Genomic DNA, 13256 nt, shown 5'->3' on the forward strand with positions numbered 1-13256 from the left:
GTTCCTATCCGTTGTTTGGCGTCAGTTGATCCAGCGGGCAAGCGTAAGCCAGCGGCTGATCATGACGGCGGCTTCCGCTCGGCTGGCCTTTCGATCCGGAGCGTAGCTCGTATCCGTGAAGCCGGTAATGACGCCCGCCTTCACATTTCTCGCCACCGCGTCTCGAGCCCACGGAGAAATGCTGCCGAGGTCCTGGAACCCCTGAAGCGTCTCCTCGGGTTTGTCGGCGATTCCCTCCGTCCCAAGTCCCGAGAGGGTCATGGCCCGGGCGACCATAACGGCCATCTGCTCCCGAGTCACCGGTGCATTCGGCCGGAACGTGCCGTCGTCGAAGCCGCCGATCAATCCCGCCTCCAGGGCCGCTTCGATCGTTCCGGCATGCCAATCGGCTCCGGCGACGTCTTGGAACCGTCCTTGCGGCGTCACCGGCTGCAAGCCGAGCGCACGCGCGAGCAAAGCGGCAAACTGCGCCCGGGTTATTTCCGCGTCCGGGTGAAAGGAGCCGTCCGGCATCCCTTGAATGATCAGCTTGGCCGCCAGCCGGCCGACTTCCATTTCCGCCCAATGTCCGGCCGTATCGGGGAAGCCGCCTCCTTGCCCGACAATCGCCATGAACGTTCCGTTCGTCCGGCTCCATACGGTCGCCTGACCGCCGGAGAATACCGCCGGTACAAAGTGGAACGAACCGTCCGGAAGCATACGGACCACAGTCGTTTCATCGGGATTCGCCGCTTCCTGAAGCCGGATCGTCTTCGGGACGTAGCCGGGGAAGGAGTCCAGCGGCACGGCAGATCCGCCGGCTCGGGCGCTTGCGTCAAATTCCATAATCGGCGATACAAGCCGATAACCCGCCTCCGACAGCTGCCGGTTGAAGCTTTGCAGTCTGTCCGGGTCCGCAACCGGTCCCATCGTCACCGAGATCGTCAATAAGTCGACGCGGCTCCCGAGCCGCCGGGCAAGCGCCGTCACATCCACGGCGTCCGGGCTCAACGTATAACCGGCTTCCGCGCCTTGCAGCACGATCCTTTTCCCGGCCGCCTGCGCGGCCGCTATAACCGATTCCGCCGGCAGATCGACGCGTACCGAACGCCGTTCCGTTTCAGGCAAAACGTTGACGGACAGCACCACGTCCGTACCGCCGGCCCGGGCGAGCGCCCCGGCGAAAGCCTCTCCGCGGACGGTTAGCCGAAGGTCTTGCCCGGCTGCAGGGCCATCTATGTGAAACATGTCGGATCCGGCGACATCCGGTCGGCTCGCAGCTCCGGGCCCCGGGACGGTTGGCGCCGGTGCGGTCGGCATCGGCGAGCTTGGAGCGGAGCCCCCGTTCTCCTCCTCTTCCGGAAGCACCTTGACCTTGCGCACGGCTTCAATCGCCCGGTTGCCGGACGAATCCTCGACCTGATAGCGCAGCTCGTAAACGCCGGGCTTGCGGGAATCGACATTCCCGAGCACCCGAAGGCGGCCGCCGATATCCCCGTCATAGTTATCCGTAGCCGAAGCGCCCGGATCGACAAAGGAAGCGCCGTAGCTAACGGACATCTCCGCCTCCCCCCGCAGCGTGACGACCGGAGGGACCGTGTCCGTCACCCGTACCGTACGGCTGACGGGGAACGCCGGATTGCCGGCCTGATCCGCGACGTCGTACCGGAGCGTGTAGCTTCCGAGCCGCGATACGTCGACATGGCCCGTTACCGCGATTCGGCCGGAAAGGTTCCCGTCCTGCGGATCGAACGCCTCGGCGCCCGGATCGACGTAGGCCGTCCCGACCGGCCATTCCAGCGGATTTTCCCCAAGCAGCACGATATAGGGGCTTTCCTTGTCTACGACCTGAACGGTGCGGACGGCTTCCGCCGCATTGCCGGAGCTGTCGCTAACGCTGTAACGGATCGCATACATGCCCATTTGCTTCGTATACACGCTGCCCGTTACGGTCATCCGGCCCGTGATGTCGCCGTCGTAGTTGTCCGTCGCCGCGGCCCCTTCATCCGTATAGGCGTCCCCCAGCGCAACGATCGCCGGGTTCGCTCCCCTTATCGTCAGTACGGGCTTCGTCGTATCGACGACTTGCACGATTCTAGTGGCATCGGCGGTATTCCCGGTCCGGTCCGAGACGCGGTACCGGAGCTCATAAGTGCCGAGCCCGGCGGAATAGACGCTGCCCGAAACCGTCATCCGTCCGGTCAGATCGCCATCCTGCGCATCCGCGGCCACGGCCCCGGGTTCCGCATAGGGGTTGCCGACTTCCAGCCGCAGCGGATTGTCCCCTTGCAGCGTAATGACCGGCTTCTCCCGGTCGATCCGGACTACCGCCCGAACTTCGGCGCTCCGGTTGCCCGCCGCGTCGACGGCCAGCGCAAATACCGGCGTTTCCCCCTCCGAGCCGACTTCAACGGCCGTACCCGGGTATTCCTCCCAAGCCCCGTCGGCGCCTTGCTTCACCACATATTTCGCGATTCCGCTTCCCGTATCCGTGCTGCCGTAAACCTCGAACGTCACGGGACGGTTCGTCCAGCCGCTTTCGCTTAACGATACGACCGGCACGCTCGGCGGCGTCCGATCGATCCGCAGGATCGCGCTCGCGTCTTCGCTGATCAAGCCGACACGGTCGATTGCCCGGGCGAAAACGGCCGTTTCGCCTTCCGCTTCGACCGTCACCGCGTCGCCCGCGTAATCGGTCCAATCCCCGTCGAGGCCGATTCGAAACTGCAATCGTGCAATCCCGCTGCCCGCATCCGCACCGCCGCTCACGGCAAAGTCCACCTTATCGTTAGTCCATCCTGTCGCGCTCGGGGCCAAGACCGGGGCCGCCGGAGCCGTCCGATCGATGCGAACGACGGTGTAAGCCTCTTCGCTCGCGTTGCCCGCCTCGTCCGAGGCTCTCACGTTGACGGTTGTCTCGCCTTCCGAGCTCACGGTGAAGGCGGGTCCCGAAATGTCGGTCCATGCGCCGTCCGGTCCCGTCTTGAACTGGTACTTCACCGTCCCGGAAACGGCATCCGTGCTTCCGTAGACGGACACCGTCACGTTGCCGGACGTCCAGCCGGCCGCGTCGGTCTGAAGAAGAGGAATCGTGGGAGCCGTACGGTCGATCCGAACCGAAGCGACGGCCTCCGCGCTGACGTGGCCTAGCCGGTCCACCGCCCGTACCGTGACCGTCGTTTCGCCTTCGGCGGCGACGGTCACGGAATCGCCGGGAGCCGCATCCCGCCAAGGGCCGTCCGCCCCCAGCTTGGCTTGGTATTTCAGCAGCCCGCTCAACCGGTCCGCGCTTGCGAAGTCAACCCGGACGTCCCTTCGGGTCCATCCGGACTCGCTGACCGATACAACGGGCGTATCCGGAGCGGAACGGTCGATTCGGACCAGGGCGGACGATTCGTCGCTTGCGTTGCCCGCCTGGTCGAAGGCGCGCACCCGTACTTCGGTTTCTCCCTCGGCCTCGATCCGCAGCTCCCCGGTATATTCCGTCCAGTCTGCGGCCGCCCCGCCGCTGAGCATATATTCCAGACGCTGCAAGCCCGAAAGCCCGTCTTCGCCCCCATGCATGGTCACGGGCACGCCGGACGCATCGATCCAGTCGGACGTCTGCGGGGTCGCGACCGGGGCATTCGGCTTGGTCCGGTCGATCGATACGTCCAAGACGGTCTCCTCGCTTGCCTGATTCAGCTTATCGACGGTCCGCGCGCGAACCGTCCGGCGTCCTTCGTCCCGAAGCGTCAAGGGCGAGACGTAGGGAGCCCAGTCGGACAGAACGGTGCCGTCGGAGGCAACGATCCGGACCTCGGACCGCAATACGCCGATTCCCGCATCGGCGCCGTCGGCTACGGAAACCGTCACTTGCTCCGCACGGGTCCAGCCGGTAGCGTCCGCCGTCACGACCGGGGCCGCCGGACCGAGCCGGTCGACCCGGACCGTCTTGGCGCTCGCTTCGCCGACCGCCCCCAGCTTGTTCCACGTTCGCGCCTCGATGCTCGTCTCTCCGTCCGCTTCAATGAGGAACGGAGCCGAGTAGGTTTGCCACGAACCGCCGTTCAACCGGTATTCCGTGCGGTCCGCACCGCTTGCCGAGTGGCCGTCCGCAATCGTAACCTGGACCGGCTGCCCGCTCCACGATTCCGAGCCGACCGTGATCAGCGGCGCCTGCGGCGGTTGATTGTCGATCACGATCGGATTCGTCGTTACGTACTCCGACAAGCCGTATTCGGTTCCCGCCCGCACCCGAAACCGGGCATCGGACGTATTGACGCTTGCGGGTATGTCGTAGTCGAACGCGGTGCCGGTCACCCGATCGGCGATCGGCGTCCACGCGCTTCCGTCGTAAAACTCCACCTGATAGAAGCGGTCGCTGCCGAGCCCCCAAGCGGACGGGGCCGTCCATTGCAGCGAGACGGAGCCTGCCTTTCGCGGGGACGCCGGGGTGGCGACCGAGCCCGGCTGCCGCGGCGCATACTGCTTCAACGTCCACGGCACCCTCGGCTTGTAATTGAAGCCTTGCGCCTGAGCGGCCGCCACCGCCTGTCCGTTTTTGCGAACGGCGACGGCGTGGGATTGACGGCGGATCGAGACTTGAATGATGTCCGTCCACGTCTCCATTTGCTGTTTGATTTCCTCGAACACGGGGCCGGCCGTGACGACCTTGCCGTCCTTCGTCACGCCTGCCGCAACCGAAGAGCCTGCGGAAATCCAAACGATATCTCTCCAGCCGGAAACGTCGGGACCGCCGGTCGATACGACCGTGCCGTCGGATCGAAGCCCCAAGATGAACATATCGCCGGCGGCGATCTGCACGATGCCGCTCCAGCCGCCGACATTTCCTTGTCCGTAATCCGTGTTGCCTTTCAGGACCACCTTGCCGGCGTTGGTCAAGCCGACCGTGAAATTGTCGCCGGCGGCAATCTGCTTGATGCCGGACCAGTCGGACAAATTGCTGATTTGCCCGTAGCCGTTCATCTTGCCGATTCCGACGACGGTTCCGTCGGCCTTCAGCCCGACCGTAAAGCAATCTCCCGCGGCCACGGCTTTCATCTGCGTCCATTGCGTCGCTTTTTGACTCAAGTTGTCGCTGGAGAAGCAGACTACGTCGTTGTCTACTCCCGCCGCATACACCTTGCCGTCCGTCGTAACGGCGACGACATGCTTCAGACCCGCATCGAGCGATTCGACGTTCGTCCAGGTCCAGTGGTTGAGATATTGGATTTTGCCGTCGCCGGCTACCGTTCCGTCGGGATTCAGTCCCAGCGTATACTCGTTTTGGGTGACGATGTACTTGGGCAGCGGATGGGGCGGATACCCTTCCGCCGCCGACGCCTGCCGTTCGCCGTACAAGGCGGCCATCGCCAAAACCAGGACTGCCGCCCAAATGACCGCCGGCCGTAGCCGTATGTTGCCGATCCGTCGTTTCGAAAACAATGTCCTCAACAACTCTTACCCACTCCTCTCCGTCTACTCCTGACAGCTAACCCTACTAGCATAAAGCGGTCAGTTTAAAACCGGTTAAAAAAAGAGCGATCGCTATTAAAAACAATCGGAAATCGTCCGAAATGTCCGCGATTTGTGCAATTCCGCCACACCGAACGCACTCGCACCGGAGGCGGCCGGCTTCGCGAACGTGAAGCAGTACGAGGGAGCCGGACCCGGACAATCCGATCGCGACGGGGGAGGGGGAAGGCTGCGGCGCCCGTGAGGCTGGCGCGTTTAGGGGCTGCGACTGACTGCCGGAAGGCGGGTTGTCGCGGCTTTTTTTTGCGTTAGTGTTGCATAAGGAGATGCCCCCCGTATCTCTTGGCCGAAATATTTCGTTACTAGTACTAGGAAGGCAAATCCAAACGATGGAGGAATATTCATTGGGCAAAATCATGAGCAAGGTCAGCGGCGTCTTTATCCCGGTAACGGACATGAAACGTTCGACGGAATGGTACATCAACACGTTCGATTTGGAGGTTATTCAGCTTTCCGACGTATGTACGGGGCTTGCTTTTCCGGGAGAAGCGACCTTTATCAATCTATGGAAAGTCGAGCGAGCTCAACCGACCACGTTCGATACGGGAACGGAGCGCATTCCGTACTACAATTTCGAATCGTTCGATATCGAATATTCGCATGCCGCTTTAATCGAAAAAGGGGTCGAAGCGATGCCGATCGTGAACGGCGATGGGGTTCGATTTTTCGATTGTTTGGATCCGGACGGCAACCGGATCGGGATCGTGGAGGAGTTGCCCGTTTCGGTCGCGTTCTACGAGCATAAGCAGAAGTACAGGAAGGATTGACTGCTATGACGCATATTCGTGGGACGGAGACGACTTATTCCAAGAGACGATGATCAAGGCGTTCCGCCGGTTCCGAAGAGGGCCGGAGCGCGAATGGAGCAAGCCTTACCTGTACCGCATAGCGGCGAACGCATGGTTCGATCGTTGCCGAAGACGTAAGATTGCGTTCGTGCCGGAGCTTTTGGCCGATCCGGACGGCCCGTCCTATGCGGATTGGAGCCGGCATGACGTCCGCGAGTCGCTGGAATGGCTCATGGGCGTACTCGAGCCGAGGCAGGTGGCGTTGATCGTGCTGACGGACGTCTTCGGGTTCACTCCGACAGAAACCGCGGAAGCGTTGGGGCAGCCTGCGACGGCGGTCAAGGCCGCCTTGCACCGCGCCAGGAAACGGCTAAAGAAAGCGGCGGACCGACAGCTTCATTTACTGGATGAGGCGGAAAACGATGAGGGTGCCGCTCCAACGTCCAAAGCGGACGCGGAACTGCTGGAAGCGTTCGTCCAAGCGTTCAGGAGAGCCGATTTCCACTCGATGTTCCGCCGTTATCGCGATTTGTCCGATAGCGGCATAAAGATCGATCGCGTGCGTTTCCTGCACGGGTGCGCCTGGTTCTATTTCAAGGATCCGGACGGCAACGTGCTGATGGTGACTTCACCTCTGATCCGACAATCGGCGGAATGAGCTTTTTGGGGAAATTGTGGCCTTCGCGGCTTTTCGCCGTACGATCCCGACGGGAACAAGTACGGCTGCGCGATACGGAAACATAATCGATGGAAACGGTGGGAGTCTGCATGAACCAGGAGCAGCGCAAAGCGTGGAACGAGAATCATAAGCGGTTGACGGACATGATCGCAAAACCGGCCGAACACCAAGAAGCGGTCGAGTTGTTTTTGAGCCAGCACGCTTGGCTATACGCCGGCGGCATGGACGGGGACGGGCATCCGACGATGGAGGACGAGCTGGTACAAGACATCAAGGAAGAGACGCTCCGCCGATACCCCGTCGAGATGCCGGACACGCGAAACTCGATCGTCTGGCACCTGTGGCATATCGCCCGGATCGAAGATATGACGATGAACGTCCTCATTCATGGCGGAGACCAACTTTTTCATAATTGGCAGGCCAAAATGAACGTAACCGCCGTCCATTCCGGCAATGAAATGAGGGAGGAGGAAGCCGCCGCATTCAGCGCGACAGTCGATCCGGATGCGTTATTCTCGTATCGTCTTGCCGTGGGAAGACGGACGCGCGAGATCATGCGGTCGCTGCAGCCCGGACAGTTTAAGACGAAGGTCGACCCCGCGCGCATCCGACGTCTGCTCGAGCAAGGCGCCGTCAAAGACGAGGCGCGATGGCTTCTCGATTACTGGGGCGGCAAAACGTTCGCCGGCTTGGTGTTGATGCCCGCTACCCGGCACCCTTTCGTGCACTTGAACCGATGCCTGCGGATTAAAGAAAAATACCAAAAATAAACGAATCGTGGAGACGCTCGCCCAGGAAGGCCAGAAGACGGCGACGCAGCTCGCCGAACGTTTCCGATTACGCTTCAAGGCGTCCTCAAACATTTGAACGCCCTCCAGGACGCCCGGCTGGTCGACGTCCGGCAGAACGGACGGGACAAGCGGTATTTCCTCACTCCCGACTCTCTTCGCGTATTAGGGCAATGGGCCCAATCGGCGGGGCGATGGGGGACGAACGCCTGCCTCGGCCGGAGAGAGATGCTGGAAAACGAATGATCGCGAATGGGAGAAACCCGGGGAGACAGGACCGGGCGTTCGCGATGCATAGGGATGGATGTGCAGGCTGTTTCCGATCCGGGAAACGGCCTTTGCCTTTTCCATGGCGCGCTGACCGCCTTCTTTTCCCGTTTCGCGGTCGTATGGCGCCCGCATCACCAACCGCCGAATGCGGCAATGAAACTTTTGTCGGAACACGATAGGACGTTCGGTTTAGGGGAAAGTTGGAAAATTTGTCGAAAACGTATGGTGCGCCGTCCCACTCCATGGTACAATGACCCGGGAATCCTAATATATTCCAAGCGAGAGGAAAAGGAGAGAGGCCATGAAACGAATGGTAGCCGCGGGGGCCGTATGGCTCGCCTGCCTGCTCGCATTCGCCGCTTCCGTCGCGGCGGCGGCGTCTGCCGACACGGAGCGGGTGATCGAGAAAGGGCAGGTGACGTACCAATACGTCGATTACTGGGGGGAGGAGCAGGCGACGACCCATTCGTCGGCGCTTGTCGTCAAGAACGGCACGGCAACCGTTCCGATCTTCATGCTGCAGAGCGGAAATGCCAAAGACATTCCGCTGGAAGCGACGTACGATCGCGCGACGGGCCGCATCACCGTCTTTGACATCGCCCGTTCCGCTTATTACGACCTGAAGGTCGGGTCGTCCAAAGTGACCGTGCTGAACAAGGAGAAGATCAAGCAGTCCGAGCTTACGCTCGCTTCGGACATCACCGTCCATTTGGTCGGAGACTATCCTTGCTTTCCGCTCGAATGGTTCCAGAAGATCGGCTATTCCGCGACCTTCGACGGGGAGCGGGGCGTCACGATCGATTTCCGGCCGAAGGCGGACGCGGCCGAGGCGGAGGAAACGAAGCTGTATCCGTTTTCGATCGGCAGCCGGTACGGCTACATGGACGATACGGGAAAAGTCGTCATCGAGCCCGAATACGAAGGGGCGGAGCCGTTTTCCGAAGGGCTCGCCGCCGTTCAGTCCGACGGCTTGTGGGGGTATATCGACGCATCCGGCTCGTTCGCGATCAAGCCGCAGTTCGATACGGCCGCCCGGTTTTCCAACGGCGCCGCCGCGGTGGGACGCAGGACGGACGGCGAGTTGAAGTTCGGTTACATCGATAAGCAGGGCAAGATGGCCAAAGGGTTCGAATACGACTGGGCGCTGCCGTTCCGGGACGGCTATGCGGCGGCCGTGTGGGGGAATCATTTCGTCTTCATCGACAAGAACGGCACGAACCTGATTTACAAGTTTCACGAAGACGCGGGTCCGTTCTCGGAAAACTTGGCCAAAGTCGCCAGAGAGGACCGTTACGGCTATATCAACAAGCGCGGCGAGGAGGTCGTGCCGCTCCAATTCGAGGATGCGGGCGACTTCTCCGAAGGGCTGGCCGCCGCCAAGACGAACGGCAAATGGGGCTACATCGACAAGACGGGCTCGTACGTCATCCCCGCGCGCTTCGACCATGCCGGGCCGTTCGCCGAAGGGCTCGCCGTCGTGAAGGAAGGCGACCGTTACGGCTATACCGACAAAACCGGCAAAATGGCGATCGCCGCAGCCTTTACTTCCGCAGGCGACTTCAAGGACGGCTACGCGCCAGCCGAAAGCGGCGACAAGTGGGGCTACATCGACACTGACGGGAAATGGGCGATCCGCCCGGCATACGACTTCGCCGACGGCAAAACCGGCCCGTTTTTCGCCGTTCGGGAAGGAAGCCGTTCCTTCTACGTCGACAAGCAGGGGAACGTCGTTCGTCCGCGCGATTCGCAGGGTCGCGACTATTCCCTCGTGTTCGTCGCGGGGAAAGCGATCGAAGTGAACGGGAAGCTGCTCGATCTCGAAGTGCCGCCGGTCGTCCGCAACGGTACGACGCTTGTCCCGGCACGCGCCATTTTGGAAAGCCTGGGTCTCGAGCTCGGATGGGATCCGGCTGCCGGAACGGTGACGGCGACGCGGGCGGGGCTCTCGATCAAGCTGACGATCGACGACACGAATGCGCTCGTGAACGGGTCGTCCGTGACGCTCGAAGCCGCACCCGCGATCGAGAACGGCTCGACGCTCGTCCCGGTTCGCTTCTTGTCCGAAACAGTCGGGGCGAAGGTCGACTACGCGCCGTATCGTCCGTTCGACCCGGTTCTGTTCGGAATGGAGGAGCTATGGGCCGGCTTCGACGAATGGGTGGACGCGTTCAACCGATCCGGCGCGGACGAGCGCGAGCAGATGGCGCTCGAGCTTCAGGACGAGCTGAACGAGGTGGAGGCGGGGTACAAGGCGCACTTCGCCGAATATCCGAACGACGCCGGAGCTTATATGGAATACGCGTTTCTGCTCGGCGAGCTGGCCCAGCTGTTCGGCGCGGACGAGATATGGAACGAGGCCAAAGCGATTGCCGCTCAAGCGGCGGAGATCGTTCCGGAGAACCGGCTGTACTTCAACTTGTACGCGGCGGATCGAAGCTCGGACGAACAAAGCGTGTCGGCCGCTTATTCGGCCGCGGCGAAGGCCGATCCGTATCTGGTCTTGAACCATGCGCTCGTCAACGGTACTTTTTTCGACGCAGGGAAAGCGCTGAGCGGACTTAACGGCATGGACGACATGGCGATATTTTGCCTGAACAAAGCGCTGGCATCCGAAGACGAAGAGGAGCGCAAGCGGGCGAAAGCGCTCTTGGGAGAAAAGTACGGCTTGTAATAACGAATGCTCCGAGAAAAAGCAAAGGGGCGGTTCCCGATCATCGAGAACCGCCTTTTTGTTCGTTGGGCGATGCCGTCCGCTTACGCTTCGGCCGCGGCAGTCGCGTTCGTGCCGTCCGCATTCGTATCGGTGCCGCGCGGCCCGCCTTTGCCTTTGCCGCCCCGGTCGCCGCCCGGGAAGCCGCCCTTGCCGGCGAGCTCGCCGTTCACCCGCTTCGTCGCGCGGTCGGCCAGCTCCGCCTTGCGGGCGTCGTACTGCTCCTGCGTCAGCTTGCCGTCGGCGAGCAGCTGATCGAGCTGGGCCGTTTCGGTTTGGACGATCAGGTCGACGACCGATTGGACGGCGACGTTTTTCTCGCCGGCGATTGCGGCGAGCGTCTTGCCGGACTGGAGCGCCTCATGCAGCTCGTCCTGCGTCATACCGAGCAGCGTCGCCAGCTCCTCGGACGAGCCGTGCCGTCCTCCATTGCCGCCGCGGTCGCCGCCCGGGAAGCCGCCTTTGCCGGCGAGCTCGCCGTTCACCCGCTTCGTCGCGCGGTCGGCCAGCTCCGCCTTGCGGGCGTCGTACTGCTCCTGCGTCAGCTTGCCGTCGGCGAGCAGCTGGTCGAGCCGTGCCGTCTCGGTTCGGACGATCAGGTCGACGACCGATTGGACGCTGACATTTTTCTCGCCGGCGATCGCGGCGATCGTCTTGCCGGACTTGAGCGCCTCATGCAGCTCGTCCTGCGTCATGCCGAGCAGCGTCGCCAGCTCCTCGGACGAGCCGACGCCGTGCAGGCTGCGGCCGAAGTCGCCGGCCCCGCGCTTCCCGCCGAAAGGCTTGCCGTTCTGTACGGGGGAGTCGGCTTGGGTTTGCGAAGTCGGCTCCGCCGCCGCCGTCGTCGCCGCGTTCGCGTAATGGGTGGCGACAAGTCCGCCGCCGAGCGTAATCGTCAAGGCCAGCGTCGTAGCGGCCAACGTTTTCATTTGTTTTTTCATCGAAATTCTCCTCCGTTTGATTAAGTTTGGTTGATTCGTAGGGTATCGAGTCTTCTTCTTTCTTCGTCGGCAGTACGGTTTCTCTCGTTCACCTCCCGTCCGTCTTGAAACCATCTTAGCCCGCCTACATGAAAGCAGCATGAAGACGGGCTGAACGTTCGTTGAAAGCAAGCTGAAGGAAAGCTGAAGCCGGCGGTAAAACCGGCACGAATCGGAAGGTGGGGGAGAAGGAACGCGCGCGCTTCGGATCGTTCGTTCGAAGGCGCCCGTGCGGGCAGCAGATCGAGGCAGGGACGGCGGCTGCCGCCTTCTTATTGACGACGTAGCCGAGCCGCTTACCGACCGAGGGGGATTTTCCGAAAAAGAAGGTCCGACAAAGGAAGTCCGCGTTGGGTCTCTACATACTTGCTACCGGAAGGAAGAAAGGGGGGAAAGGATCGGATACGACCCATCTTAGGTAACGGACTCCTGAGTCCGGAGTCGGAATAGGACGGAATCCGTGGCGAATAGGCTTCTTTATCGGCAAATAACGTCTCCTGAGGACCGTCACCGCCCCAATCCTTTAGAATGAAGCCGGAGCGTGCGGAGGAGGATCGGAGCCGGCGGCGAATGGAGCCGGTAATCCGTTGATGGGCCGGCTTCGCCACAAAAAGCCGGCTCACCGCCGGCCTTTTCCGCCCTTCGCGATCTCCTCCGTGACGACGAACGCCAGCTCCTCGTTGCCGAACAGCGACAAGACGCCGAGCACGGTTTCGTCCGGAATGTCGCCGGCCTCCTCCTTCGGCACCGTCAGCTCGATCGCTTGGCGCAGGACGTCGTTGGCCGCTTGGTCCGGATACGCCCGCTTGTACAGCTCCTCCGGATCGAGACCGCGGTTGACGCACCATTGGGCGAAGACGAGCACCATCATATGCTCGTCCCGTTCGTAGTTTCGGATGATTTGTTCTTCCATTTGTTTGCGGTCCATCGGGTCGTTCTCCTTTGACGTTCGATTATGACTTTCATTATACGGAACGTTCACTTCTTTGTCATTGACGGACGGGAACCGTTTTTGATATAGTTCCACTATCGAACTATTTTAGAATCAAACAGTTTGACTGTGGAACAAGTTCTCGAATGGGAGGAGGGTACAGGATGACGATGAACGACGAGCTGCTCAAAGACATTATCGGCCGGTACGAGCGGGTTACGTTTACGGTGGAACGGCGGCTTAACGCGCTTATTCGCGAGTTGATGCCCGACGGGATCACGATCGACCAATACGCCATTCTGCGCTACATCGCTTCCAGAAGCATGTGTACATCGTCGGAGCTGTCGGATACGTTTTATGTCGGCAAAAGCTCGATCACGGCGATCATTACGCGATTGTTCGAGAAGAAGCTGCTCAAGCGGATCCCCGACGAAAAAGACCGGCGCGTCACCTATTTGGCGCTGACGGAGGAAGGCGAGCGGATGACCGAAGAGATGTGCGGCAGCATTCAGCGGCTGCTGTCGAAATATATTCAGCATTTCGACGAGCAGGAAGCGATTGCGTTCATTACGACGTTCGAGAAGCTCGGCCGGGTCCTGACGGACGGCTGAGCG

The 13256-nt window shown here is 61.4% G+C and carries 9 protein-coding genes; 6 read left to right on the forward strand and 3 right to left on the reverse strand.

Annotated elements, in window-relative coordinates; translation table 11 throughout:
- Positions 1-21: 21 nt before the first annotated feature.
- Complete coding sequence (locus tag DLM86_RS16490; protein WP_110841154.1) at positions 22-5418, reverse strand: OmpL47-type beta-barrel domain-containing protein; 5397 nt, start codon at positions 5416-5418, stop codon at positions 22-24.
- Between the two features lie 422 nt (positions 5419-5840).
- On the opposite strand from DLM86_RS16490, the gene DLM86_RS31745 reads away from it, so the two are divergent.
- The 5 genes from DLM86_RS31745 to DLM86_RS16505 all read left to right on the forward strand — a co-directional run bounded on the left by DLM86_RS31745 (position 5841) and on the right by DLM86_RS16505 (position 10692).
- Positions 5841-6263, forward strand: a complete 423-nt coding sequence (locus DLM86_RS31745) for a VOC family protein (protein WP_146250227.1) — start codon at positions 5841-5843, stop codon at positions 6261-6263.
- On the forward strand, positions 6148-6942 hold the full coding sequence (locus tag DLM86_RS16495; RefSeq protein ID WP_110841155.1) for a sigma-70 family RNA polymerase sigma factor: 795 nt from the start codon (positions 6148-6150) through the stop codon (positions 6940-6942). Before DLM86_RS31745 ends, DLM86_RS16495 begins: the two co-directional genes overlap by 116 nt.
- Before the next feature lie 89 nt (positions 6943-7031).
- Complete coding sequence (locus tag DLM86_RS16500) at positions 7032-7733, forward strand: DinB family protein (protein WP_245954656.1); 702 nt, start codon at positions 7032-7034, stop codon at positions 7731-7733.
- Between the two features lie 93 nt (positions 7734-7826).
- A complete protein-coding gene (locus DLM86_RS32095) occupies positions 7827-7997 on the forward strand; it encodes a hypothetical protein (protein ID WP_158289504.1) in 171 nt (56 codons plus the stop codon).
- A 325-nt stretch (positions 7998-8322) separates the two neighbouring features.
- A complete protein-coding gene (locus DLM86_RS16505) occupies positions 8323-10692 on the forward strand; it encodes a WG repeat-containing protein (RefSeq protein WP_110841156.1) in 2370 nt (789 codons plus the stop codon).
- Between the two features lie 83 nt (positions 10693-10775).
- Here DLM86_RS16505 and DLM86_RS16510 read toward each other — a convergent pair whose 3' ends face one another.
- Together DLM86_RS16510 and DLM86_RS16515 are read right to left on the reverse strand one after the other, a co-directional pair.
- Positions 10776-11672, reverse strand: coding sequence for an SHOCT domain-containing protein (locus DLM86_RS16510; protein ID WP_158289505.1), 897 nt, complete (start codon positions 11670-11672; stop codon positions 10776-10778).
- Positions 11673-12330: 658 nt separating this feature from the next.
- Positions 12331-12639, reverse strand: coding sequence for a hypothetical protein (locus DLM86_RS16515; protein ID WP_110841158.1), 309 nt, complete (start codon positions 12637-12639; stop codon positions 12331-12333).
- Positions 12640-12806: 167 nt separating this feature from the next.
- Between DLM86_RS16515 and DLM86_RS16520 the strand changes: the two genes are divergently transcribed.
- Positions 12807-13253: a MarR family winged helix-turn-helix transcriptional regulator gene (locus DLM86_RS16520; RefSeq protein WP_245954658.1), complete on the forward strand. Its 447-nt coding sequence runs from the start codon at positions 12807-12809 to the stop codon at positions 13251-13253.
- Positions 13254-13256 lie beyond the last annotated feature (3 nt).

Origin of the sequence: Paenibacillus flagellatus (assembly GCF_003217775.1) — a bacterium.
GTDB lineage: Bacteria > Bacillota > Bacilli > Paenibacillales > NBRC-103111 > Paenibacillus_AB > Paenibacillus_AB flagellatus.

What these genes read in the sequence shown, in the direction of transcription:
- DLM86_RS16495 (WP_110841155.1), top strand. Translation starts at nt 6,148, where the DNA reads ATGGGGTTCGATTTTTCGATTGTTTGGATCCGGACGGCAACCGGATCG.
- DLM86_RS16500 (WP_245954656.1), top strand. Translation starts at nt 7,032, where the DNA reads ATGGAAACGGTGGGAGTCTGCATGAACCAGGAGCAGCGCAAAGCGTGG.
- DLM86_RS16505 (WP_110841156.1), top strand. Translation starts at nt 8,323, where the DNA reads ATGAAACGAATGGTAGCCGCGGGGGCCGTATGGCTCGCCTGCCTGCTC.
- DLM86_RS16510 (WP_158289505.1), bottom strand. Translation starts at nt 11,672, where the DNA reads ATGAAAAAACAAATGAAAACGTTGGCCGCTACGACGCTGGCCTTGACG.
- DLM86_RS16515 (WP_110841158.1), bottom strand. Translation starts at nt 12,639, where the DNA reads ATGGACCGCAAACAAATGGAAGAACAAATCATCCGAAACTACGAACGG.
- DLM86_RS16520 (WP_245954658.1), top strand. Translation starts at nt 12,807, where the DNA reads ATGACGATGAACGACGAGCTGCTCAAAGACATTATCGGCCGGTACGAG.